Source organism: Streptomyces sp. NPDC053474 (assembly GCF_044544845.1).
Classification (GTDB): Bacteria; Actinomycetota; Actinomycetes; order Streptomycetales; family Streptomycetaceae; genus Streptomyces.
This window is the reverse complement of sequence record NZ_JBITXV010000008.1, coordinates 392,648-417,031: the sequence shown is the minus strand read 5'-3', so window position 1 is coordinate 417,031 and position 24,384 is coordinate 392,648. Positions and strand designations below refer to the sequence as shown.

The 24,384-nt window shown below is 70.8% G+C and carries 20 protein-coding genes; 11 read left to right on the top strand and 9 right to left on the bottom strand.

The features are described 5' to 3' along the window. Positions 1-79 precede the first annotated feature (79 nt). Entirely contained in the window at positions 80-1,045 is a 966-nt protein-coding gene (locus ACIG3E_RS21505; protein WP_399618678.1) for an SMP-30/gluconolactonase/LRE family protein, read from the bottom strand. A gap of 89 nt (positions 1,046-1,134) precedes the next feature. Between ACIG3E_RS21505 and ACIG3E_RS21500 the strand changes: the two genes are divergently transcribed. Then, the gene (locus ACIG3E_RS21500; RefSeq protein ID WP_399618675.1) at positions 1,135-1,593 is read left to right on the top strand and encodes an Lrp/AsnC family transcriptional regulator; all 459 of its coding nucleotides are present in this window, start codon (positions 1,135-1,137) and stop codon (positions 1,591-1,593) included. A 147-nt stretch (positions 1,594-1,740) separates the two neighbouring features. On the opposite strand, the gene ACIG3E_RS21495 is transcribed toward ACIG3E_RS21500, so the two are convergent. Genes ACIG3E_RS21495 through ACIG3E_RS21480 form a run of 4 tightly spaced genes read right to left on the bottom strand, consistent with a single transcriptional unit; the run spans position 1,741 to position 5,721 of the window. Further along, complete coding sequence (locus ACIG3E_RS21495) at positions 1,741-4,002, bottom strand: HEAT repeat domain-containing protein (protein WP_399618673.1); 2,262 nt, start codon at positions 4,000-4,002, stop codon at positions 1,741-1,743. Positions 4,003-4,017: 15 nt separating this feature from the next. Next, complete coding sequence (locus ACIG3E_RS21490) at positions 4,018-4,695, bottom strand: DUF7019 family protein (protein WP_399618670.1); 678 nt, start codon at positions 4,693-4,695, stop codon at positions 4,018-4,020. A 13-nt stretch (positions 4,696-4,708) separates the two neighbouring features. Then, positions 4,709-4,897, bottom strand: a complete 189-nt coding sequence (locus ACIG3E_RS21485) for a DUF397 domain-containing protein (protein WP_399618667.1) — start codon at positions 4,895-4,897, stop codon at positions 4,709-4,711. Continuing rightward, positions 4,894-5,721, bottom strand: coding sequence for a Scr1 family TA system antitoxin-like transcriptional regulator (locus ACIG3E_RS21480; RefSeq protein ID WP_399618664.1), 828 nt, complete (start codon positions 5,719-5,721; stop codon positions 4,894-4,896). The genes ACIG3E_RS21485 and ACIG3E_RS21480 overlap by 4 nt, the downstream gene beginning before the upstream one ends. A 111-nt stretch (positions 5,722-5,832) precedes the next feature. Here ACIG3E_RS21480 and ACIG3E_RS21475 point away from each other — a divergent pair, with 111 nt between their 5' ends. After that, positions 5,833-6,279: an ATP-binding protein gene (locus tag ACIG3E_RS21475; RefSeq protein WP_399618661.1), complete on the top strand. Its 447-nt coding sequence runs from the start codon at positions 5,833-5,835 to the stop codon at positions 6,277-6,279. Here the strand turns inward: ACIG3E_RS21475 and ACIG3E_RS21470 are convergent. The 4 genes from ACIG3E_RS21470 to ACIG3E_RS21455 form a co-directional block, all read right to left on the bottom strand. Continuing rightward, on the bottom strand, positions 6,233-10,090 hold the full coding sequence (locus ACIG3E_RS21470) for a GH92 family glycosyl hydrolase (protein ID WP_399618658.1): 3,858 nt from the start codon (positions 10,088-10,090) through the stop codon (positions 6,233-6,235). The genes ACIG3E_RS21475 and ACIG3E_RS21470 overlap by 47 nt on opposite strands. 157 nt (positions 10,091-10,247) lie before the next feature. Next, a complete protein-coding gene (locus ACIG3E_RS21465) occupies positions 10,248-11,432 on the bottom strand; it encodes a serine hydrolase domain-containing protein (RefSeq protein ID WP_399618655.1) in 1,185 nt (394 codons plus the stop codon). A 36-nt stretch (positions 11,433-11,468) separates the two neighbouring features. Further along, a complete protein-coding gene (locus ACIG3E_RS21460; RefSeq protein ID WP_399618653.1) occupies positions 11,469-13,130 on the bottom strand; it encodes an alpha/beta hydrolase in 1,662 nt (553 codons plus the stop codon). A 3-nt stretch (positions 13,131-13,133) separates the two neighbouring features. Beyond that, entirely contained in the window at positions 13,134-13,559 is a 426-nt protein-coding gene (locus ACIG3E_RS21455) for a DUF4190 domain-containing protein (protein WP_399618650.1), read from the bottom strand. A 137-nt stretch (positions 13,560-13,696) separates the two neighbouring features. Between ACIG3E_RS21455 and ACIG3E_RS21450 the strand changes: the two genes are divergently transcribed. The 9 genes from ACIG3E_RS21450 to ACIG3E_RS21410 all read left to right on the top strand — a co-directional run bounded on the left by ACIG3E_RS21450 (position 13,697) and on the right by ACIG3E_RS21410 (position 24,333). Next, positions 13,697-14,929 (top strand): sensor histidine kinase, encoded by a 1,233-nt coding sequence (locus tag ACIG3E_RS21450; RefSeq protein ID WP_399618647.1) that lies wholly within the window; start codon positions 13,697-13,699, stop codon positions 14,927-14,929. Further along, positions 14,926-15,633, top strand: coding sequence for a response regulator (locus ACIG3E_RS21445; RefSeq protein WP_399618644.1), 708 nt, complete (start codon positions 14,926-14,928; stop codon positions 15,631-15,633). Before ACIG3E_RS21450 ends, ACIG3E_RS21445 begins: the two co-directional genes overlap by 4 nt. A gap of 420 nt (positions 15,634-16,053) precedes the next feature. Then, complete coding sequence (gene ngcE, locus ACIG3E_RS21440; RefSeq protein WP_399618641.1) at positions 16,054-17,496, top strand: N-acetylglucosamine/diacetylchitobiose ABC transporter substrate-binding protein; 1,443 nt, start codon at positions 16,054-16,056, stop codon at positions 17,494-17,496. Between the two features lie 34 nt (positions 17,497-17,530). Next, positions 17,531-18,460, top strand: coding sequence for a carbohydrate ABC transporter permease (locus ACIG3E_RS21435; protein WP_399618638.1), 930 nt, complete (start codon positions 17,531-17,533; stop codon positions 18,458-18,460). Positions 18,461-18,475: 15 nt separating this feature from the next. Beyond that, entirely contained in the window at positions 18,476-19,408 is a 933-nt protein-coding gene (locus ACIG3E_RS21430; RefSeq protein ID WP_399618634.1) for a carbohydrate ABC transporter permease, read from the top strand. A 248-nt stretch (positions 19,409-19,656) separates the two neighbouring features. Further along, positions 19,657-20,856, top strand: coding sequence for an ROK family protein (locus ACIG3E_RS21425; protein WP_399618631.1), 1,200 nt, complete (start codon positions 19,657-19,659; stop codon positions 20,854-20,856). 122 nt (positions 20,857-20,978) lie between these two features. Further along, the gene (locus ACIG3E_RS21420) at positions 20,979-22,076 is read left to right on the top strand and encodes a substrate-binding domain-containing protein (protein WP_399618629.1); all 1,098 of its coding nucleotides are present in this window, start codon (positions 20,979-20,981) and stop codon (positions 22,074-22,076) included. Between the two features lie 164 nt (positions 22,077-22,240). Further along, positions 22,241-23,035 (top strand): ATP-binding cassette domain-containing protein, encoded by a 795-nt coding sequence (locus ACIG3E_RS21415; protein ID WP_399618861.1) that lies wholly within the window; start codon positions 22,241-22,243, stop codon positions 23,033-23,035. Next, complete coding sequence (locus ACIG3E_RS21410) at positions 23,032-24,333, top strand: sugar ABC transporter permease (protein ID WP_172386991.1); 1,302 nt, start codon at positions 23,032-23,034, stop codon at positions 24,331-24,333. Before ACIG3E_RS21415 ends, ACIG3E_RS21410 begins: the two co-directional genes overlap by 4 nt. Positions 24,334-24,384: the final 51 nt, after the last annotated feature.

Genomic DNA, 24,384 nt, shown 5'->3' with positions numbered 1-24,384 from the left:
CCTCCATGCCTCACCCGGTCGGTGACCGGCACGCGATGCTGGCGGGATCTTAGGCGGGCCCGCGGCGCCCTGTCGAGCGTCAGTTCGCGGCGTCGCGCCAGGGGCGGTGGCCCGGCCCCGTCGGGTGGGTGCCCGTGACGCCCATGACCACCGAGTACAGGCTGGTCTGGGCGGTGATGAAGAGGCGGTTGCGCTTGGCGCCGCCCCAGGCGATGTTGGCGACGGTCTCGGGCACGTTCAGGCGGCCGATCAGGGTGCCGTCGGGGTCGTAGCAGTGCACCCCGTCGTCCATGGCCGCCGCCCACAGCCTGCCGCCGTCGTCGAAGCGCAGGTTGTCGAAGCGGGCGCCCGCCCGCGCCCCCGCCTCGGCGAAGACCTCGCCGTCCGACAGCGTGCCGTCGTCGCGCACGTCGAAGACGCGGATGCGGCCGCCCCGGGTGTCGGAGACGTACAGGCGGCTCTCGTCCGCCGAGAAGACGAGGCCGTTCGGCGCCTCCAAGGAGTCGGCGACCAGGCGTACTTCGCCCGTCGCCGGGTCGATCCGGTACACGTTGTTGGCACCGATCTCGCTGTCCGCGCGGAAGCCCTCGTAGTCGCTGGTGATGCCGAAGTCCGGGTCGGAGAACCAGATGGAGCCGTCCGACTTCACCGCCGCGTCGTTCGGACTGTTGAGGCGCTTGCCCCGCCAGCGGTCGGCGAGGACGGTGACGGTGCCGTCGTGCTCGGTCCTGGTCACGCGGCGATTGCCCTGCTCGCAGCTGATGAGGCGGCCCTCGCGGTCGAGGGTGTTGCCGTTGGTGTACCCGGCGCCCCGCCGGAAGACGCTGACGGCGCCGGTCTCCTCGTCCCAGCGCAGCATCCGGTCGTTGGGGATGTCGCTCCAGACCACCTGCCGCCAGGCGGGTACGTAGAGCGGCCCCTCGGCCCAGCGGCAGCCGGTGTACAGGACCTCCAGGCCGTCGTCGCCGTTCATGCACCGGCCCGTGCGGAACCGGTCGTCGAACATCTCGTACAGCGCGGGTCGTTCGCTCGACGTGCCTGCCATGAGTCCGTCCCCTCCGAATGTGATCTGGCTCAGTGCGCAGATTGCAGTACGGGATATGGTTCGGACAAGAACCTGTCGAATGGAGAGTCGTGGATCACATTGACCGGGCCCTGCTGGCGCAGCTCCAGGAGGACGCCACCCGGCCGTACGCCGCCCTGGGCGAGGCCGTGGGGCTCTCCGCGGGCGCCGCGCACGAGCGCGTGCGGAAGCTGCGGGAGCGCGGCGTCATCCGCCGCACCGCGGCCGACGTCGACCCGGCGGCGGTGGGCAGCGGCGTCCTCGCGTACGTGATGGTCGACTCGACGTCGTGGATGGGCGACTCGGCGGACGCCTTCGCCGCGCTCCCCGAGATCCTGGAGGCCCACGTCATCGCGGGCAGCGCCTCGGTCCTGGTGAAGGTCAGGACGGCGACGACGGAGCAGCTCCAGGACGTGCTGCGCCGGATCTACGCGATCGGCGGTGTCAGCGGGACGCAGGCCACGGTGGTCCTGGAGACCTTCTTCGAGCGGCCGGTGTCGCCGCACGTGGGGGCCGACCTGCCGGGCTGAGCGGTTCGCTGGGATTGCCGGGATGGGCCGTCGATCGCCTGCGGGTTCGTCGTGGCTGGTCGCGCCCGCGCGGCGGAGCCGCATATCGGCACAGCCCCGCGCCCCTTCGGGGCGCTGCCGAACTGCGCCACACTTCCACAAGACCGCTTAGTCGAGCCGGACGCCGCGGGCCTCGGCGACGGTGTCCAGGGCCTCGACGTGCCAGTCGTAGAAGTGCGTGGCCCGGCGGCAGAACGCCAGCACGTGGTCGTGCGCCTCGGCGGTGCCGATCGTCAACAGGGCCTGTACGGCGGCCTCTTGGGCGCCGGACCAGGCGCCGGGGGCCAGGAGCGCCGTCAGGGGAGCGAGGTCCTTGGGGGTGCCCCGCTCGAGCAGCGCGAGGGACGCGGCCTCCCGGGCCGGGCTCGACAGGGCGAGCGGCCCGCCGAGGGGTGCGCCGTACCTGGCCTTCGACTCCGGCGCCGCCGCGAGCCGGAGCAGGACGGCGGTCGCCTCGGGTTCGGGGCGGGCGGCGAGCGCGGCGACGATCTGTTCGGCCAAGTCGTCGCCGAGGTCGTCCGCGCCGATGGCGAGCGAGGTGAGGACGGGCAGGGCGGGGGTGCCGATCCGGCCTAGGGCGTGCACGGCGGCGCGGGCGAGCTCGGCCCTGGCGCTGTCGGCCTGGGCGTCGCCTGGCGTGGTGCCGCTCGGTGTGGTGCGGTCTGGCCTGGTGCCGCTCGGCGTGGTGTGGCCTGGCTTGGCGTCGCTCGGTGTGGTGCGGTCTGGCCCGGTCTCGTCCGGCGTGGTGTGGCCTGGCCCCGTGCTGCCCGGCCTGGTGCCGCTCGGTGTGGTGCGGTCCGGCTCGGTGTCGTCCGGCGTGGTCCGGTCCGGCCCGGTCTCGTCCAGCGTGGCGTCGTCCGGCGTGGTGCCGTCCGGCCCGGGATCGCCCGGCCCCCCGCGCCCCTTGACGACCTCCCCGAGCGCCCGTGCGGCCTCCGGTACCGGGAACCCGCCGAGCGCCGTCACCGCCCGCGCCCGTACCGCCTCGTGCGGCGAGCGCGCGCAGGCAAGGACCACGGGCAGGGACTCCGGCGCGCCGATCAGGCCGAGGGCCCGGACGGCACGGGCGCGCAGGGTCCCGGGCTGCTCCGCGTCCGACGCCAGGGCCGCGAGGGGCGCGGCGGCCTGCCGGTGGCGCAGGGCGCCGAGGGCGTCGGCGGCGGACGCGCGCACCGCCACCGGGGCCGCGTGGTCCGTCGCGAGGGCGAGCAGCGCCGGGGCGGCCCCCGCGTCCCCGATGCCGCCCAACGCCCGTGCCGCGCCCCGCTGTTGGCCCGGCGTCGCGAGCAGACTCAGGAGCCTCGCAAGCGGTGGATGGGCGAGCCCGGCGACGAGGTCCGCCGCCGTGTCCCTGACGTGCGGGTCGCCAAGCGCCGCGAGCAGGGCGTCCGCCGCCCCGCCACCCTCGAACGCGGCGAGGGCCCCGGCGGCAGCCCGGCGCACGGTCGGCGCGGCCGACGCGCGCAGGTGGTGCCGGAGCAGGGCGCGGTGCTCGCCGGGGTCCGCCACGGCGAACAGTCCGGGCTCCGCCGCCACCCGCGCGCAGACGGCGGCGACGGCGTGGGGCGGGCACTCGGGGTCGCCCGGGGCGCTCGCCGCCGCCCGCAGGACGTGCCACAGATGGTCCCTGCCAGCGGCCGTCCTGGAGAGCAGGGCGGTCGCGCGGCGCGCCGTTTCGGGGTCGGGGTCGCGCTGCGGGGCGTGGAGAAGCGATTCAGCGGCCGGATACGGGTGCGCGGGCGGCCACGCGGCCTCGGGCAGCTCGTGCAGCGCCCTGAGCGCGGCCCTGCGCAGCCGGGTGCCCGACGCGGGCGACTGCGCGAGAACGAGCAGGGCGGAGCCCGCGCGCGGGTCGCCGATCTCCCCGAGCGCCCGCACCACGTGCTCCGCCTGGGCGGGCAGGCGGCTCCAGAGCGTGGCGAGCAGCGGGGTCACGGCCTCGGGCGCCCGCAGCCGGGCCAGCGCGTCGATCACCCGGAACGTGCCCTTCCCCGTGGCCGTCTGCTCCTCCAGCAGCTCGACCAGGCCGCGGACGACCTGCGGTCCGCCGATGTCGACCAGGGCGTCGGCGGCCGGGAGGTCCAGTTGCTCGCGGTCGTGCGGGCCCGCCGCAAGGAGCCGCAGCAGGTCCGGCACGGCGCGGTCCGCCCGCAGCCGCCCCAGCGCCCTGGCCGCCTGCCAGCGCGACCCGACCGGCCGCTCGCCCCGCTGCCGCAGGCGGGCCAGAAGCGTCTCGACGACCTCCGGCGTTCCCGCGCCCCCACCCAGCGCCCTCGTGGCGAACGCCGCTACGGCGATGGAGTCCGACCCCGTGGCCCGGCACAGCCCCGCCGCGTCCCCCGCCATCCGCAGGTCCACCAGGTCGGCCATGGCTCCCCGCCCCACTCAGGCCCCCTGCTCCCCGGGCTCCCCGTCCGACATCGCCACGTACACCGGCGTCCCCACGACGACCGTCAGCTCCCGCCCGTCCTCCCGCGTCACGGTGCCGCTCAGCAGTCGCCGCGCCAGGAACTCGCAGTACACCGGTGGCACCGTCAACGCCTCCGCGAAGTGCAGCACGTCGCGCGTCACGCTCTCCCTGCTCGGCATCCGGCCCCGCCAGCGCACGTTGAACTGGCCCTCCCACTCCGGTGGGACCTCCTGGAGCAGCCGGAACATCGACGGCAGCCCCGAGTGGCCGACCCGGTGCAGGTCCGGCGCGGCCTGATGCCCGATCAGGTGGTGTGCCGACCCGATCAGCGCGACGACCGTGTCGCCGTCGCGGCCCGTCATCAGCGTCGGGCCGTTCGGCCCGCCGTCCCCCACGATCCGCAGCCCCGCCTCTCCCCGGAACCAGGCCGTCGGCTCCGACATCCAGCTGACGTCGAACTCCCGCTCCAGGTACGCCTCCACGAGGTCGAGCCGGTCGTACGCACCCGTGTCGCCGCGCGGCGCCTGCACGGCCAGGCTGAGCACCTTCAGGTCGACCTTGGCCTCCACGGCGAGGCGCCGCGCCAGCGGGGGCGGGATCTGCGCGTGGAGCATGTCCAGTTTGGCCGTGGAGAGGTAGATGTAGTACCTCACGCGCCCGCCGTTCTCAGGGCTGCCGCGGGAGGGCCAGGAAGGCGGTCCAGGTGGCCGGGGTGACGGTGAGGTGCCCCCTGCTGGGGTCCTTGGAGTCGCGTACGTGGATCGTGGTGAGGTGCGTGGCGACTTCGAGGCAGGCCTGCCCGTCTTCGTCGCTGTAGCTGGACTTGAACCACTCAAGCGCGCTGCTGTCGCTCATAGCTCTCCTAGCAACCGGTCCAACAGTTCCCTGGTGTGCTCGACGTTGAGGGCCTCTGCGCGCAGCATTCCATACTTCTGGACGAGGATCGCCACCGAGTCCGGGTCGGCGATCAGGTGGCTGCCGCGATGGGTCTCCGTGTAGACGAGCCGCTGGTGCTCGGGGGTCTCCAGCACGATGAACGGGCCTGTGAGCGCCGCGTTGGAGGTATGGCGCAGGGGCAGAACCTGCAAGGTGAGACCGGGCAGTTCGGAGCACTCCCGCAAGTGGCGCAGTTGCTCGGCCTGCACACTCTTCCCGCCCAGGCGGGCGTGCAGCGCCGCCTCCGCCACCACGAAGCTGACGATCGGCGGATGCTTGCGATGGAGAAGGCCCTGCCGCGCCATCCGCTTGGTGACGAGTTCCTCGATCTTGTCCTCGTCGAACGGCGGAATGCGGCCCCGGAAGAGCTCTCGCGCGTACGCCTCCGTCTGGAGCAGGCCGGGCACCAGCATGGTCTCCAGCCACTCGATCACGATGGCCTCTTGCTCCTGGTCCATGAACTCCTCGGCGAACCGGGGAAGCAGGTCGACCTCCGGCATGTGCTCAACGGCCGTCTCGAACGTCCGGTACGTGCCCAGTAGTTGGTCGAGTTGGATCGCCAGGTCCAACTTCAGGAGTCGTCGGCCCTGCTCGATGGAGGCGATCTGGTCCTCGCTGAGGGCGAAGTGTTCGGCCAGGGACTTCTGGGTGTACCCGGCGCGTTCTCGATGGAGGGCGAGCAGCGCGCCCACCATCTTCATAGCTGAGGCGTTCTTCCGCGATCGTCGCTTCGGCCTACTCATGCGCTGTAACTCCCCGCGAGGGCGGCTGTGTTCACACGTTCAGCTCGTACAACGGATCTGTACGAGTTCGCGTACTGCACACCGGGCGGTGCTACCTGTGACTCTCGTCACGTGAATGCGAAAGCTCCCCCCACGCCCCTGCGCGAACGCTTCTACCGGCGTGAGCGGCAGTCGATCCCGGCGGCCCGGGCGTACACACGCTCCGTGCTCGCCGCCTGGGGGATCGAGGACCGGGCGGACGACATCACGCTCTGCGTAGGCGAGCTGACCACCAACGCCCTCGTGCACGGCGCCCCGCCCGGGCGGGGGTTCAAGCTCCGCCTCACCCGGAACGGGGCCGCCGTACGGATCGAGGTCCACGACAGTGGCGACGGCACGCCCCGGCTCGGCGGCGGCGGGGACGCCGACGAGTCGGGGCGCGGGCTCCTGCTGGTGGCGGCCCTGGCCGACAGATGGGGCGTGGCGGAGCGTCACCCCGGCAAGGTCGTGTGGGCCGAGTTCGCCGAAGGCGTCAGCGCAGCAGCTCCACCTCCGAGAGGCTGGCGCGGCCCCCGGTGAAGACCAGGCGGTACTTCACGTACGAGCCGGGATCGCTGACGGTGAACGGACGGGTCTGCCGGTCCCAGGCGAAGGTCTGGCCGGACCGCTTGTCCACCGTCGTCCACTTCTCGCCGTCGGGCGAGCCCTGGAGCACCCACCCGCGCGGAGCCTTCGCGGCGTCCGCCGAGGTGAGGGTGTACTGCACGGCCTTGGTGCGGGAGCCGACCGGCACCACGACCGACGAGGCGCTGGCGTACGTCGACGAGGAGTTGTCGAACAGCTCACCCTCGACCCTGGTCGCATCCTCGCGCGGCGACGGAACCTTGTCGTCGTCCGTGACGGACACCGGCTGGGCGCCCTTGCCGGAGCCCCACGCGGACGGCTTCGGGCCCATGTCGAATTCGAGGACGCCGCCGCGCGCGATCTCCTCGTGCGGCAGGGCGGTCGAGTTCCACTTCTTGCCGTTGACCTTCAGCCCCTGCACGTACACGTTCCGCGCACTGTTCTTCGGAGCCTTGACGACCAACGTGCCGCCGTTGTCGAGGCGTACCGTCGCCTTCTTGAACTGCGGGGAGCCGACGGCGTATTCACCGCTGCCCATGACCAGCGGGTAGAAGCCGAGCGAGGAGAACAGGTACCAGGCCGACTGCTCGCCGTTGTCCTCGTCGCCGTGGTAGCCCTGGCCGATCTCGCTGCCCGTGTACAGGCGGGAGAGGACCTCGCGGACCTTCTCCTGGGTCTTCCAGGGCTGCCCGGCCGCGTCGTACATGTACGCGGCGTGGTGCGCGACCTGGTTGGAGTGCCCGTACATGCCCATGCGCACATCACGCGCCTCGGTCATCTCGTGGATGACGCCCGGGTAGGAGCCGACGAACTCCGGGGACGCGGTCTCGGGCGTCGCGAAGTACGTGTCGAGCTTCTTGGCGAGGCCGCCCCGGCCGCCGTACAGATTGGCCAGACCGCGCGAGTCCTGCGGCGCGGTGAAGGCGTAGCCCCAGGCGTTGGTCTCCGTGTAGTCGTGGCCCCACACGCGCGGGTCGAACTTCTCCGAGGGGACGCGCCAGGCGCCCTTCTTGTCCTTGCCCTGGAAGAACCCGGCCTTGGCGTCGAAGAGTTGCACGTAGTCACGGGCGCGGTTGAGGAAGTAGGACGACTCCTCCTTGTAGCGCTTGTCGCCCGTCTTCTTGTAGAGGGCCTGGCCCATCCTCGCGATGCCGTAGTCGTTGACGTATCCCTCAAGGGCCCACGAGAGGCCCTCGTGGGTCTCGGACGGCGTGTAGCCGAGGAACGGCGCGTTCGTCATGCCCTTGCGGCCGTAGCCCGGCTTGTCGGGGGCGACCGTCGCGTTCTTCACGGCCGCGTCGTACGCCGCCTTCGCGTCGAAGCCCTTCACGCCCTTCACGTACGCGTCGGCGAACGCCACGTCCGAGGACGTGCCGGTCATCAGGTCCGCGTAGCCCGGCGAGGACCAGCGCGAGGTCCAGCCGCCGTCCTTGTAGTGCTGCACGAAGCCGTCGACCAGCTCGCCCGCCTTCTTCGGCGTCAGGAGCGAGTACGCGGGCCATGTCGTGCGATAGGTGTCCCAGAAGCCGTTGTTGACGTACGGCTTGCCCTCGACGACCTTCGCGCCGGTGTGGGTCGGCGTGTCCGGACTCGGCTGCTTGGTGAACGGCGACGCGTACTTGTACGTCGAACCGACCTTCTCGAAGCCGGAGTTGGGGTAGAGGTAGAGCCGGTACAGGCTGGAGTACAGCGACGTCCGCTGGCCCTCGCTCGCGCCCTCCACCTCGACCCGGCCGAGAATGTCGTCCCACTGCTGCTGGGCCTTGTCCTTGACCTTCGCGAAGGACGTGCCCGCGGGGATCTCCGCGTCCAGGTTCGCCTTCGCCTGGTCGACGCTGATCAGGGAGGTGGCCAGGCGCAGCGAGACCTCGCGGTCGGCGCCGGTCTTGAAGCGGAAGTAGCCGGTGGCGTCCGTGGTGCCGCCGCCCGTCAGCTTGCCGCCGCCGGTGACCGGACGGTCGAACGTGCCGTACACGAACATGCGGGTCGCGCCCACCGACAGGCCCGACTTCACGTCGGAGTAGCCGGTGACGATCCCCTTCTCCTTGTCGAGGGTGAGGCCGACGGCGTGCTTGGTGTCGCCCGTCTTCTCGATGTTGTCGAAGATCACGCTCGCGTCGTCACCGGGGTAGGTGAACTTGAACATCGCCGCGTGGTCGGTCGGCGTCATCTCGGCCTTCAGGCCGTTCTCGAAGGTCACGCCGTAGTAGTGCGGGCGCGCCGTCTCGTTCTCGTGCTTGAACGGCAGCGCGCGCTTGTCACGGGCCGCGTCCGGGGTGTCCTTCGCGGCCGACGGCATGATCTGGAACGTCTGCCGGTCACCCATCCACGGGCTCGGCTCGTGACTCGCGCCGAACGCCTGGAGGGTGGGGAGGTTGTCGTCGTTGTTGCCCCGGGCGTAGTCGTACAGCCAGTCGATGCTGCCAGCGTTGGTCACCGGGGTCCAGAAGTTGAAGCCGTGCGGGACGGCCGTCGCGGGGAAGGTGTTGCCGCGCGAGAAGTCACGGCTGGAGTTGGTGCCGCGCGTGGTCGAGGCGTAGTCGGAGGGGTGCGCCTTGGGTTTCGGCTGTGCCTTCTCCGCCAGGGATATGTCGTCCACCCAGCCGCGGAACTTCACCGGGCCCTTGGGGGAGTCGTACGCGAGCAGGATCCGGTCCACGGTCTTGCCCGCGGCCACCTCGCCGATCCGCGACGCCACGTCGTTCCACTGGTTGACGTAGAGCACCTTGGCGTCGCCCTGCCCGCGCGGCGTGAGCGGGAAGCCGTGCTGGTCGGTGGCGCCCAGATCGCTCAGATACGTACCGTCGGTGAAGGCGAGGTCCACGGAGACGTTCGTGGCGTCGTACGGCGCCTTCTTGTACTCCTCGTCGTCCATCGACGGGAAGACGCGGTACCCGAGCTCGGTGTCCCGCTGCACCTGCACGTCCACGTCGAAGACCTTGTTGTACGAGTAGCCGCGTGCGTCGGCGGTGTGCGTGCCCGCGTACCTGAGGGCCTGCTTGCCGGTGAAGCCCGCCCGGCCCTTCGCCGTCGGCGACCCGGCCGGGCCCCGGTCGACCGCGCTGCGCATGTCCTCGGGCGGCACGGGGCTGTCGGAGCCGCCGACGGACAGCTGGAGGTCGGCCAGCTGGATCTCGGCGCCGCCGTTGTTCGCCGCGATGTCCAGGCGGAAGTGCGTGTACGCGGTGTCGTTCGCGAAGTCGTACGTCTTGGTCTGGAACCGCTCGCCGAAGGTCTCGCCCTCGCGCCTGTCGAGGTCCTTCCAGTCCCGGCCGTCCGTGGAGCCCTGGAGCGTCCAGCTCTTCGGGTCGCGCTGCGCGTGGTCGTTCGCGGAGGTCAGCGCGTACCGCACCACCTTGGTGGGGGAGTCGAGCGTGAACTCCACCCAGCCGGACTTGGCGAACGTGAGCCACTTCGTGGTCTTCTCGCCGTCGACCAGGTTCTCCTTCACCTCGCCGGAGCCGCTGTGCTCACCGCTGGCCCTGACGCCCACGACCCGGTCGTTGACGCCGCCGGGTATCCCGGAGGTGAAGGCGCCGTTCACCCCGCCCGCGCGCTTCTTGCCGTCAGGACCGGTCTCCACGGTGTTCAGCCAGTCCGGCGCGGGCTGCCCCGCCTCGAACGAGGAGCTGAACTCCCGCTCCGCGCGCGGCCTCTGCTCCGGCCCCGCCACGGCCGTGCCCTGCGAGGCGGCGACCACGGTCAGGGCGGTGACCCCGACAAGCAGCCCCCCGCCCGGTCTGCGTCCCCGACGTCCGTACCCCATCCCTGACTCCCTCCCTGCCCATCCGGACAACGTTGTCACGCGGCTGCGCAAGGACCAGTAGGGCGGCAAGTGGCGAGCGGTGTCAAGGGTGTTGCGGATGCCGAGAGGCACCCCCTGGGGGCGGGGGTGCCTCGCGGGTCCGTCCGTCATCCGTCCGTCAGCGGCAGAGGGCCTTGTTCACGATGCGGTCCATGTCGTCCTTGACCGCCTGGCCCGGTTGCGTGGTCACGGCGACGTTGACCGCGCGGACCGGCTTGCCGTGCTTCAGGACGACGCCGCCGCGGGTCTCGTAGCCCGTCATGCTGCCGCCGTGGCCCCAGTAGACGCCGCCGCAGGCCAGGGGCGTCTTTACGAGGCCGAGGCCGTACCCGGCGCCCTTGGGGAAGGGGTACTTGGCGTCCACGGTCTTCTGCATCTGCCTGAGCTGGGGCTCCTTCAGCAGGCGGCCACCCAGGAGCGCGGTGTAGAACCGGTTCAAGTCGGTGTTCGTGGAGACCATCTGCCCCGCGGCCCAGGCCCAGGAGGGGTCCCACTCCGTGGCGTTGACCAGCGGCGCGCCCGCTGCGGACTGGTAGTAGCCCTGGGGGTGGCGTTCCTTGATGGTCGCGTCGCCGTGGGCGGGGAAGTAGGTGTGGCGCAGGCCGATGCGCTTGATGACGCGCCGGTCGATCTCCTGGGCGATCGAGTGGTGGGTGACCTTCTCCACGATGAGGCCGAGGACGAGGTAGTTGGTGTTGTTGTACTCCCACTTCCCCTTCTGGCCGGGCTTGAAGTGGGCCTTGTGCTTCAGGGCGCGGGCCAGGAGGTCGCGGGGCTCGTAGGGGTGGATGTCCTCGTCGAGGTAGTCGACGTAGCTGGGCAGGCCGCTGCGGTGCTGGAGGAGGTGGCGGATGGTGATCTTCCGCCCGTCGATGCCGTCGCCGCGCAGGACGCCGGGCAGATGGTCGTCGACCTTGTCGCTCAGCCGGATCTTCTTCTCGCCGACCAGCTGGAGCACGACCGTCGCGGTGAAGGCCTTGGTGTTGCTGCCGATCCGCACCTGCCCGTCCTGGGGCACCCGCGCGCCGGTGGCGACGTCACCGACGCCCGCGGTGTACGTACGGGTGCGGCCTTCGCGGTCCGTCACGCTCGCCAGGGCGCCGGGCACGCTGTCGGGGTTCACCAGGGCGTTCAGCCCCTTCTGTACGGGGTCCGGCGCGGCGGAGGCCGTCGCCGATGGGGCGAGTGCGCCGAGGGCCATCACGGCGGCGGCTGCCACGGACACCGTCGGCACGAGGGAGCGCCGACTGTGTCGTCGCCGCGGCTCGGACGGGCGGGGCCTCTGCCATGTCTGCGTGCGCATGGGTCAACTCCTCAAGGGGGATGTTTGGGATGGGTACTAGTCGGCCGGGCAGGTCAGGTCCCTGGCGGGGAGCCTGCCCGTGGTCAGGTAGCGCGTGGCGGCGTCGTCCGCGCAGGAGTTGGTGCCGTTGACGATGTGGCCCTCTCCTCCGGCGACGGTGACCATCCGGGAGCCGCGCAGGGCCCGGTGCATGGCCTGGGCACCGGCCAGGGGGGTGCTGGGGTCCCACGCGTTCTGCACGATCAGCGCGCGGGCCGTGTTGTTGACCGTGGTCGCGGGCTCGCTGCCCGGCTGCCAGAAGGCGCACGGCTTGATACCGGACGCGAAGTCGCCGGACAGCGGATACCGGGCCTTGTCGCGGATCGCGTCACGGCGGTACCGCTCGGGGTCGCCCGGCCACGAGGCGCGGGTGTCGGCGCAGAGGACGGACCAGGCGGCGGCGGTGTCGTTGTCGGTGGGGGTGCCGGGGGCGGCGGGGGCGCGGGGGGAGGCGAGGGCTCCGGGGGCGCCGGGGGCAGCGGGGGTGCCGGGTGTGCCGGGGGCGGCGAGGGTGCCGGGGGCTTCGGGTGCGCCGTGGGCGGCGAGGGTGGGCGTCGGCGGGGCGGGGCGCGGGGCCCGGACCGGTGAGGTCGCCTCTCCGGGCTTGGCCCGCTTCCCGTTCTCTGCCGCCTTCTTCAGTTCGGCGACCCACGTGGAGGCCTTCCGTACGTGGAAGAACTGGGTGCGCTGTGCGCGGATGTCGTCGCCGGTGAGGGGCTGTCCTTCGATGGTGAGGGGTGCGTGGTCGGCCCGGGCGACCAGGGTCCAGAAGGTCGCGCGGACCTTGGCCGGGGTGGTGCCGAGTCCGTAGGTCGCGTGCCGTCGGGCGGCCCACCCGGTCCAGCGTGTGAAGGCGGGCTCGGCCCCCTCCGCCATCACCTGGAACAGGCCGCGCCCGTACCGCGCCGGGTCGGCCGCGCTGTCCAGGACGAAGCGGTCGGCCCGCCGCGGGAACATCTGCGTGTACACGGCGCCGAGGTAGGTGCCGTAGGAGAACGCCAGGTACGAGATCTTCTTCTCGCCCAGCACGGCACGGATGACGTCCATGTCGCGAGCGGTGTTGCGGGTGGTGAGGTGCCGCAGCACCGCGCCGTTCGAGGCCCGGCACTTGGCGGCCACCGTACGGGCCCACCGGACGTCCCTCGCGAAGGTCCGCGCCGCGTACGGGTGCTCCATCTCCTGCTCGCCGCGCGTCAGACCGCAGCCGACGGGAGAGCTCCGCCCGATGCCCCGCGGGTCGAACCCGATGAGGTCGTACCGTTCGCGTACGTCGTCAAAGAGGCGTACCGCCGGGTCGACCGGCAAATGGAGGCCGGGCCCGCCGGGGCCGCCGGGGTTGAGCAGCAGAACGCCCCGGCGTTCCGCCGCGCTTGTCGCCTTCAGGCGGGATATCGCGATGGTCGTCCTTCTGCCGCCCGGGTCGCCGTAGTCCAGCGGCACTTCGAGGGTCGCGCACCGAAAGGCGGCGGGGCTCCGGGCGTCGCAGCGCTGCCAGTGGGGCTTCTGCTGTGCGTACGGGCGAAGAGGGTTTGCGGTCGCGGCGGCTTCGGGCGCGGCGGTTGCCGTCGCGGGTGTCAGGGCCGGGACGAAGGCCGCCGTAATGCCGACCGCCAGAAGAGACGCCGTGCGCGTGGCACGCGCCACGATGTGCGTTCCCATCGGTCAGGCACCGCCGAACTGGTCGCGGACGCACTGCGCGTACTGCCGGAAGCTGCCGGGCTCGTAGCACTCCTGCGTCTGGTTCGCGTACCAGACGAAGAGGAAGGCGGCCGCGACGGACGCCATGATCGCGAGGGCCGACGTCACCACACCGGCGAGGGCCCTGCCCCGGCCGACGCCGGTCCGCCGGGCCGTCCGCAGGCCACCGAGGCCCAGGCCCAGACCGACGACCCCGAGCAGGCCGCCGACGAAGACGACCGAGGTGCCCAGGCCGACGACACCGAGGACCAGGGCGGCCCGGGCCGTGCGGTTCCCGCCGCCCGGGGCCCGCGTGCCGCAGCCCTGCGGGCCGGGGGCGCCACGGTGCGTTCCCGTCCCCGCGGGCCGTGCCGGGTGGCGCTGGGGCCTTTCCAGCTCTTGCGTGTTCATCGGTCGTCCTCCGGTCCGTCGTTCCGGGAAAGATCCTGCTTTTCGGGGCCCGGAAACACATCGCGGAAAAGCGGGAAAAGGCGCTCCCCCGATCGGGGGAGGCCGCCCGTGGGACCTCCGGCGATACTGGACGAATCATGTTCAGGGGAATACGGCCGCTGCTGCGCGGCTCCACATACGCAGGCATGCTGTTCGCCGTTCTCGGCGCCTTCGCGAGCCTTCCGCTGCTGCCTTTCGCCATGCTTCCGGCGCTGGGATGGCGGTCCGCTCCCTATGGCGTGCAGGCCGCTGTGACCCTGCTCGTCTGGGCGGCGCTGATCGGCGCGGTGGGCCTCGCGCGCACCACGCGGCGCGGTCTTGTCGCGGCCGCCCGCCGACTGCTGAGGGTGGCGTTGCCGGATCCCGCGGCCGCGCCCGCCCCCGCCGCCGACCGCCTGCGAACCCCCCTCTGGCTGCTGCTGCACGTGGCCATCGGGTGGACAGGGGCGCTGGTGGGCGGCCTGCTGCTGCTCCTCGGCGTGACCCTGCCGGGCGGCTGGCTCGACGCCGAACTCGAGCTGAGCCTGTTCGGCCGCTCCGCGCGGCCGGGCGACGGCTGGGCGAGCTGGGCGGTGGGGCTCGCCTGCCTGCTCCTCGCGGCGGCCGTGTGCGCGGCGGTGACGAGCGCCCTGCGGCGGCTCGCGCCCGGGCTCCTCGGGCCGTCGTCGGCCGAGCGGCTCGCGCTCGCGGCCGAGCGGGAGCGGGCCCTCGCCGAACGCAACCGCCTCGCCCACGAGCTGCACGACTCGATCGGGCACACGCTCACGGCGACCACGATCCAGGCGGCCGTCGCGGGCGAGGTGCTCGCCGCCGACCCGGTGGCCGCGCGGGCCGCCCTGCGCAGCATCGAGGAGTCGGCCCGCTCCGCCCTCGAAGACCTCGACTACGTGCTCGGCGCGCTGCGCGAGCAGGAGTCGGAGACGGCCCCGGCCCGCACCCTGGCCGATCTGCCCGAGCTCTTCGACCGGCTGCGGCACGCGGGCGCGGCGGTGGAGCCCGACCTCACGGGCGACCTCGCGCGGGTGCAGGGCACGCTCTCCCGGGCCGCGTACCGGATCCTCCAGGAAGGCCTGACGAACGCGCTGCGGCACGGGGCGGGCGGCCCCGTCCAGGTCCGCGTGGCGGCCACCCCCGACAGCCTCGAACTTGGCGTCGTCAACCGGACCGGGGCGGGCCCTGGCCACAGCCCGGGCGCCTTCCCGACCTCCGGGCACGGCCTGACCGGACTCGCCGAGCGGGTGCGGCTGCTGCACGGCGAGATGGAGTCCGGCGCGGCCGGGCCGCACCACTGGCGGCTCGCGGTCCGGCTGCCCGTACGGTGGTCGGCGTGATCGACTCCGCACCCGACTCCGGCGCGGGCGCGGCTGCCCCGGCCGACGCCTCCGTCACCCTCCTGATCGCGGACGACGACGCGGTGACGCGCAGCGGGTTGCGCGTGCTGCTCGCGGCGCAGCCGGGCATCGCCGTGGTCGGTGAGGCCGCCGATGGCGTCGAGGCGGTGGAGCAGGCGCGGCGGCTGCGCCCCGACGTGGTCCTGATGGACGTACGGATGCCGCGCCGCAACGGGATCGAGGCCACCCGGCTCCTCCTCGCCGACGCGGCCGAACCCCCGAAGGTCGTGGTGATCACCACCTTCGAGAACGACGACTACGTCACCGCCGCGCTCAGCGCCGGGGCCAGCGGGTTCGTGCTCAAGCGGCGCCCGGTGCCGCAGATCGCGGAGGCGGTGCGCGTGGTGGCGGCGGGGGAGGCGATCCTCTTCCCCTCGGCGCTGCGCCGGATGGTCGCGGCCCGGCCGCTGGGCTCCGCCGACGCGCTGCCGAACGCGGCGCTCACGGGGCGCGAGGAGGAGGTGCTGCGGCGCATGGCCACCGGTCTGTCCAACCCGGAGATCGCCGAGTCGCTCACGGTGAGCCTGGAGACGGTGAAGACCCACGTCGGGAACGTGCTCACCAAGCTCGGCGCCCAGAACAGGACCCACGCCGTGGTGATCGCCTACGAATCCGGCCTGGTGGTCCCGGGCTTCCCCGGCTGACCAGCCCCGGGCTCCCCGCCCGCCGCACTCCCGGCTGCCCGGCCCGAGGCATCCCCGCCCCCGGCCCACCCCAGTCGCGGCCGCCCCACCCACCCCGTCCGCCCCGCGGTCAAGGCACCGACGGCATCGGGGAATTGGACTTTCCGAATTGGTCCGTACTATTTCCCGGCATGCCCGCCATAAAGAGGTCTCAACTCGGAAAAGGTGGCTGCCCAAAGCTGCATTCGATCTTGCCTGGTCAGCGGCGAGTGGACTATACCTGTGCGCGTCCGCACGGCCCGGTCGGCAAGCCGTGGTTCGCCCCTTCGAGCGCCGCCGGACACGTCCCGCACCATCGCACGACCCCAGCTTCACTACTCCGCGGTGCCGGGGAGGATCCGGTTCACCGCCTGAGTCCTGGAAGAGAGCGAGGACTTGAGCATGGGATCCACCTCTGGAACGCCCGGTACGTCCGGCGTCGGCCGCCGCGATCTGATCAAGCGGAGCGCGGCCCTCGGCCTCATCACCGTCCCCACGATGGGCTTCCTGTCCGCGTGCGCCTCCGGCGGCGGCGGTGACGACGAGAAGGCCAAGACGGTCAAGAAGACCAAGGACAACCCCTTCGGCGTCGCCAAGGACAACGACCTGGACGTCTTCATCTTCAAGGGCGGCTACGGCGACGAGTACGCCAAGGCCTGGGAGGCGTCCTTCGAGAAGAAGTACGGCGGCGAGGTCTCCCACAGCGGCGAGCAGGACGTGACCGGAAAGCTCCAGCCCCGCTTCAACAAGGGCAATCCGCCGGACGTCGTCGACGACTCCGGGTCGAAGAAGATGAAGCTCGACACGCTGTTCAAGGACGGCCACCTGACCGACCTCACCCAGCTGCTCGACGCGCCGTCCATCGACGACCCGAGCAAGAAGATCCGGGACATCATGCTGCCCGGCACCATCGAACAGGGCACGTTCGGCGGGAAGTTCCACGCGCTGTTCTACGTCTACGCGGCCTGGGGCCTGTGGTACTCCAACAAGCTCTTCAAGAAGCACGGTTGGGACGTCCCCAAGACCTGGGACCAGCTCCTGGACATCATGAAGGACGCCAAGTCCAAGGGCATCGGCGGCCTCGCCCACCAGGGCAAGTACCCGTACTACATGAACATCGTGATCATGGACCTGATCGCCAAGACCGGCGGCATGGACGCCGTGAAGGCGATCGACAACCTCGACCCCAAGGCGTTCGTCGGCAACGACGCCGCCGAGCGCTCCATCGAGGCGGTCTACGAGATCGTGGAGAAGGGCCTGCTGATGCCGGGCACCAACTCCCTGGAGCACACCGAGGCCCAGACCAAGTGGAACGAGTACAAGGCGGTCTTCATCCCGTCCGGCTCCTGGCTGGAGAACGAGCAGGCCAAGCAGACGCCCACGGACTTCGAGATGACCTTCCTGCCGCTGCCGCTGCTGCCCGACTCCAAGATGAAGCTGCACGCCGTGCGCGTCGGCGCCGACGAGCCCTTCATCGTGCCGTCCAAGGCCAAGAACGTCCCCGGCGGCCTGGAGTTCCTGCGCCGGATGCTGTCGAAGGAAGGCGCCACGGACTTCGCCAAGAAGGCCAGTTCGCTCTCCGTGCTCGGCCCGGAGTACGTCGACAAGAGCGTCCAGCTGCGCCCCGGCATCAAGACCGCGCTCGCGGCCGTCGACAACTGCCCGGTCCCGGAGCGCTTCAACTTCCGCTATTCGGAGTGGTACGGCGAACTGGACGTCGAGATCCAGAACGCCACCGGTGAACTGATGGCCAAGCGCCTCACCCCGAAGAAGTGGCTAGAGCGCTGCCAGAAAGCGGTCGACAAGGAACGCGCGAAGGGCACCGACAAGAACAAGAGGAAGTAGCCGCGAGGTTCAGGCGAGCCAGGAGCAGGGTGTCATGCATCGGAATAAGTACCCGTTCATCGTGGGATTCCTCGTCCTTCCCGTCGGGCTCTACCTGTTGCTGGTGATCTGGCCCTACATCCAGACCATCAGCTACTCGTTCACCGACTGGAGCGGCGCCTCCCAGAAGTTCAGTTTCGTCGGGTTCGACAATTACAAGGACCTGGCCGACGACGACGTCTTCTTGAAGGCGCTCCAGCACAACGCCCTGCTCCTGGTCCTCGTGCCGACCCTGACCATCCTGCTCTCGCTGTTCTTCGCCTTCATGGTGAACGTCGGCGGGCGCGGCGGCGCGGGCGGCGTCGCGGGCGTGAAGGGGTCCGGTTTCTACCGGATCATCTTCTTCTTCCCGCAGGTCCTGTCCGTCGCGATCCTCGCCATCCTCTTCAAGGCGGTCTACCGCGGCGACGACTCGGGCCTGATCAACGGCAGTCTCCAGGCCGTCGGGCTCGGCGACAAGAACCACCCGACGGAGTGGCTGAACGACCCCGACCTGGTCCTGTGGTGCATCGTCTTCGTGATGATCTGGGCCGGCGCGGGCTTCTACATGGTCCTGTTCTCCGCCGCCATGCAGTCCATCCCGAGGGACATCTACGAGGCCGCGCTCCTCGACGGCGCCGGGCGGCTCCAGACCTTCTTCCGGGTGACGCTCCCGCTGCTCTGGGAGACCATCCAGACGGCCTGGGTGTTCCTCGCGATCCTCTCCATGGACGCGTTCCTGCTGATCTCCACGCTCACCTCCCAGGACTTCGGCGGCGGCCCCGACCACGGCAGCGAGGTCATCTCGACGTACCTGATGCGCAACTTCCAGACGTACAGCAAGAGCGGCTACGCCTGCGCCATGGGCGTCGTGATGCTGCTGCTCACCCTGATCGTGTCCATCGTCACGCTGCGGCTCAGCCGCCGCGAGCGCATCGAGTACTAGGGAGGCGCGAGCGACATGACGGCTCCCGCGACGCAACCCCCCGTCACCAAGGCCGCCGTACCGGGGCAGCGCGGCGGCACACGCGGCGGCCCCGGCCGCCGCGACGGGATGGAGGGCAAGACCCTCAACGCCTTCTCGCACGGCTTCCTGGTCCTGTGGGCGATCATGATCGTCCTGCCGCTCTTCTGGATCCTGCTCGGCAACTTCAAGACCGACTCGCAGATCAAGTCCAGCGCCTGGGCCTGGCCCACGGAGTGGACCTTCGACGCCTTCCAGCGCGGCTGGGAGAAGGGCGTGGGCGACTATCTGCTCAACACCCTCATCGTGATGGTCTTCTCGGTCCCGCTCACGATGCTGCTCGGCGCCATGGCGGCCTACGTCCTGGCCCGCTACGAGTTCTTCGGCAACCGGTTCCTGTACTACTTCTTCGTGGCCGGGTCGATGTTCCCGGTGTTCCTCGCGCTCGTCCCGCTGTACTTCATGGTCGACCGCCTGGGCATGCTGAACACGTACCAAGGGCTGATCCTCGTGTACGTGGCGTACTCGCTGCCCTTCACCGTGTTCTACCTGTACTCGTTCTTCCGGACGCTGCCCACGGCCGTGCACGAGGCCGCGGTGATCGACGGGGCCTCGCACACCCGGGTCTTCTTCCAGATCATGGTGCCGATGGCCAAGCCCGGCCTGATCAGCGTCGGGATCTTCAACGTGCTCGGCCAGTGGAACCAGTACATCCTGCCGCTCACCCTCATGCAGAAGCAGAGCGGCGGCGACGAGGACCGCTCGATGCTCGCCCAGGGCCTGGTGAGCCTGATGAACCAGGGGAACTACGAGACCGACCTGCCCGCCCTGTACGCGGGCATGACGATCTCCATGATCCCGGTGCTCGTCGTCTACATGTCCTTCCAGCGGCAGGTCCAGTCGGGCCTCACGGTGGCCACCCTGAAGTGAGCCCGGCGCCCCGCGGGCGTCAACCCATCAAGTGAAGACGAAAGCCCTGTGCGCGGGCCGGGGCCGGACGGAGAGGTGTGACCTCGGCCTCCGGTCCCGGCCCGCGCGCGTGCCCCGACGGGGCCGCCGGGCACCCCTGGATTTCCCTCAAGGACTTGACTGCGATAACACCTTCAGCGGAGCTTGGAGTTCACAACTTGTACGGGCGGCGAGGGCGCCGTCCGCCATAGGCGGGAGTGGATGAGTCGATGGAGACTCCGGGGTCGCAGTCGTCACTGCACCGAGCAAACCTCGAGCGGGTCGTGCGCGCGGTACGGCTCGCGGGATCGCTCACGCAGGCGGAGATCGCCAGGACGACGGGCCTGTCCGCCGCGACCGTGTCGAACATCGTCCGGGAGCTGAAGGACGGCGGCACCGTCGAGGTCACGCCCACGTCGGCGGGCGGCCGCCGGGCCCGCAGCGTCTCGCTCAGCGGCGACGCGGGCATGGTCATCGGCGTGGACTTCGGCCACACCCACCTGCGCGTGGCCCTCGGCAACCTGGCCCACAAGGTGCTCGCCGAGCAGTCCGAGCCCCTGGACGTGGACGCCTCCGCGGCCCAGGGCTTCGACCGGGCCGAGCGCCTGGTCGGCCAGCTGATCGAGCAGGCGGGCGTGGACCGGGCCAAGGTCGCGGGCGTCGGCGTCGGCGTGCCCGGGCCCATCGACGTGGAGTCCGGCACCCTCGGCTCCACCTCGATCCTGCCGGGCTGGACGGGCACCAAGCCCGCCGAGGAGCTGGGGGACCGCCTCGGCGTGCCCGTGCACGTGGACAACGACGCCAACCTGGGCGCCCTGGGCGAGCTGGTCTGGGGCAGCGGCAAGGGCGTCAAGGACCTCGCGTACATCAAGGTCGCGAGCGGGGTCGGCGCCGGGCTCGTGATCAGCGGGCGGATCTACCGCGGCCCCGGCGGCACGGCGGGCGAGATCGGGCACATCACCCTGGACGAGTCCGGGCCCGTCTGCCGCTGCGGCAACCGCGGCTGCCTGGAGACCTTCACCGCCGCGCGCTACGTGCTCCCGCTGCTCCAGTCCAGCCACGGCACCGATCTGACCATGGAGCGTGTGGTGGCCCTCGCCCGCGAGGGCGACCCGGGCTGCCGCCGGGTGATCGCCGACGTCGGGCGGCACATCGGCAGCGGTGTCGCGAACCTCTGCAACCTCCTGAACCCCAGCCGGGTGGTCCTCGGCGGCGCCCTCGCGGACGCCGGCGAGCTGGTGCTCGGGCCGATCCGCGAGTCGGTTGGGCGGTACGCCATCCCGAGCGCGGCCCGTCAACTGTCCGTACGCCCCGGGGCACTTGGCTCGCGCGCGGAGGTGCTCGGCGCCCTCGCCCTCGCCCTCAGCGAGATGGGGGATTCGACGCTTTTGGACGGGTCAGTTCCGGCCGCCACACCTGTCTTCACTTAGATAACGCATGGCACCGTTGTCATCTCGTTAAGGATTTACTCCTTGACGCGTGTCGGGCGGCCGAGTTGACTTCGAGCCACCTCGGCCGCAACGACGCGGCCACGTCAGGGAGGCACCCTCACATGAATGCATGGACGCGCCGCGTCGTCATAGGCACCGCGACCCTTTCCATGGCCCTCGGCCTCGCCGCCTGCGGTGAGGCCGGAGGCGACGACGACAAGGGAAGCGGCGGCGACGGAAAGACCATTGGTCTGCTCCTTCCGGAGAACAAGACCACCCGTTACGAGACCTTCGACCGTCCGATCATGGAGTCGAAGATCAAGTCGCTGTGCGGCGACTGCGAGATCAAGTACAACAATGCCGCACAGGACATCGAGACCCAGAAGAAGCAATTCGACGCGCTCATCACGCAGGGCGTCAAGGTGATCATTCTCGACTCCGTGGACTACAAGTCCACGAAGGGCTGGATCGAGCGGGCCGACAAGGAGGGCGTCAAGGTCGTCGCGTACGACCGACTGGCCGAGGGCCCGCTGTCCGCGTACGTCAGCTACGACAACGAGAAGATCGGCCGCCTCCAGGGCGGCGCCCTGATCAAGGCCCTCGGGGCCAAGGCCAAGAGCGCCAACGTGGTCATGATCAACGGCTCGCCGACCGACCCGAACGCCCCGTTCTTCAAGAAGGGCGCCCACTCGGTGCTCGACAAGAACGTGAAGAAGGTCGTCTACGAGCAGGACATCCCCGACTGGTCGCCCGACGAGGCCAACCGGAAGATGGCCACCGCCATCGACAAGCTCGGCAAGGACGGCTTCGACGGCGTCTACTCCGCCAACGACGGCATGGCCGGCGGCATCATCACCGCCCTCAAGCAGCGCGGCATCGAGGTCCCCGTCGGCGGCCAGGACGCCGAGCTCGCGGGCGTCCAGCGGCTGCTGAGCGGCGAGCAGGACTTCACGATCTACAAGCAGATCAAGCCCGAGGCCGAGACCACCGCCGAGATCGCGGTCCGCCTGCTCAAGGGCAAGAAGATCGACGACCTCATCGACCGCAAGGTCAACTCCCTGAGCGGCGACTACAAGGGCATCCCCGCCAAGCTCTACGACGCCCAGGCGATCACCAAGGACGACGTGGCCGGCACGATCGTCAAGGACAAGGTCTACAAGGCGAGCGAGATCTGCACCAAGCAGTTCAAGGCCGCCTGCGCCGAGGCCGGGATCAAGTAGCCCCGGCCGTTCCTCCCGGGAGTTGACGCGGCCGCGCGGCCGCGAGACACCTTCCCCAGCGTCCGGTGCCCGCACGTTCCTCACGGCGCCTCCCGCCCCGCAGCCGGAGGGCGGGCACCGGCACCCCCTTGTCCACCATCCCCGCCGGTCAGGCGGCGAAGGAGATGATTCACGTGTCCGCTACGCCCGTGCTGGCGTTGCGCGGGGTCTCCAAGCGGTTCGGCGCCGTCCAGGCGCTCACGGACGTAGACCTCGAGATCCACACCGGTGAGGTGGTCGCCCTCGTCGGCGACAACGGCGCCGGAAAGTCCACGCTCGTCAAGACCATCTCGGGTGTCCACCCCATCGACGAGGGTGCCATCGAGTGGGAGGGCCGCGAGGTCCGCGTCGGCCGTCCCCACGACGCCCAGAACCTCGGCGTCGCCACCGTCTACCAGGACCTCGCGCTCTGCGACAACCTCGACGTCGTCGCCAATCTGTTCCTCGGCAGCGAGCTGAAGACCGCCTCCGTCCTCGACGAGATCAGGATGGAGAAGCGCGCCCGGGAGCTCCTGGAGACGCTGTCCATCCGGATTCCGAGCGTCCGCATCCCCATCGCCGCCCTCTCCGGCGGCCAGCGGCAGGTCGTCGCCATCGCCCGCGCCCTCGTCGGCGACCCCAAGGTGGTCATCCTCGACGAGCCCACCGCGGCCCTCGGCGTCGAGCAGACCGCGCAGGTCCTCGACCTCGTGGAGCGGCTGCGCGAGCGCGGCCACGGCGTCATCCTCATCAGCCACAACATGGCCGACGTGCGCGCCGTCGCCGACCGCGTCGCGGTCCTCAGGCTCGGCCGCAACAACGGCGTCTTCAACGTCGCCGACACCTCCCCCGAAGAGATCATCGCCGCCATCACCGGCGCCACGGACAACGCCGTGACCCGCCGCCGGGCGCGTACCGCCACGAAGGAGGACGCGAAGTGAGCGACCTCGCCAAGACCCCCACCGACAAGCCCGCCGCCCCCGTCGACGCCGAGCCGTCGGCGACGCCCGCCGCGGCCGTCGACCCCCGGCTGCTCGTGCGCGAGCAGGGCTTCGCCGGGTACTGGACGGAGTTCCTGCGCAAGGTGCGCGGCGGTGAGCTCGGCTCGCTGCCCGTCGTCGTGGGCCTCATCGTCATCGCCCTGGTCTTCCAGCTGCAGAACGACAAGTTCCTGTCCGCCTCCAGCCTTGCCAACATCGCCGTGTTCACCTCCGGCGTCGGCATCATGTCCGTCGGCATCGTCTTCGTGCTGCTGCTCGGCGAGATCGACCTGTCCGTCGGCTCCGTCGCCGGTGTGGGCGCCGCCGTGTGGGCGGTGCTGAGCGTCAACCACGGCTGGGGCGACTGGCTCTCCGTGGTCAGCGCCGTCGTCTGCGGCATGGTCATCGGCGTCCTCCACGGGATCTTCTTCGCCAAGGTCGGCGTGCCCGCCTTCGTCGTCACCCTCGCGGGCTTCCTCGGCTGGAGCGGCCTGCAGATCTGGCTGATGGGCAAGGAAGGCAGCATCAACACGCCGAGCGGCTCCGTCGTCGAGGACCTCACCACCCACTACTTCGCCGACAAGGCCGCCGCGTACGGCCTCGCGCTCGTCGCCGTCCTCCTCTACGCGGGCTCGCAGCTGCTCGACGCCAAGCGCCGCAAGGGCGCGGGCCTGCCCTCGCGGCCGCTCAGCGAGATCCTCCTGCGCACCGGCGTGCTCGCGGTCCTGTGCTTCGTCGTCGCGTACTTCCTGAACGAGCCGGACGGCGCCCGCGGCCTGCCGCTGGCCCTGGTGCTCTTCCTGGCCGTGCTCGTCATCGCGGACTTCGTGGTCCGCCGCACCACCTTCGGCCGCCAGGTCTTCGCGGTCGGCGGCAACGCGGAGGCCGCGCGGCGCGCGGGCATCAACGTCGACCGCGTACGGATCACCGTCTTCGCGATCTCCGGCATGCTCGCGGCCTTCGGCGGCCTGTTCATCGCGAGCCTGTCCGGCGGCGCCACCAAGAGCCTCGGCAGCGGCAACACCCTGATGATCGTCATCGCGGCGGCCGTCATCGGCGGCACCAGCCTCTTCGGCGGCCGGGGCAAGATCTGGTCCGCGCTGCTCGGCATGCTCGTGATCCAGTCGATCCAGCAGGGGCTGAACCTGGAAGGCATGGCGAGTGAGATCCAGTACATGATCACCGGTGCGGTGCTGCTCGCCGCCGTCGTGATCGACTCGGTCTCCCGGCGCACCCAGAAGTCCGCGGGCCGCGCCTGATCAAGCGCTCTCGTGCCCGGTACCGGCCCTTCCGGTACCGGGCACGCCGCT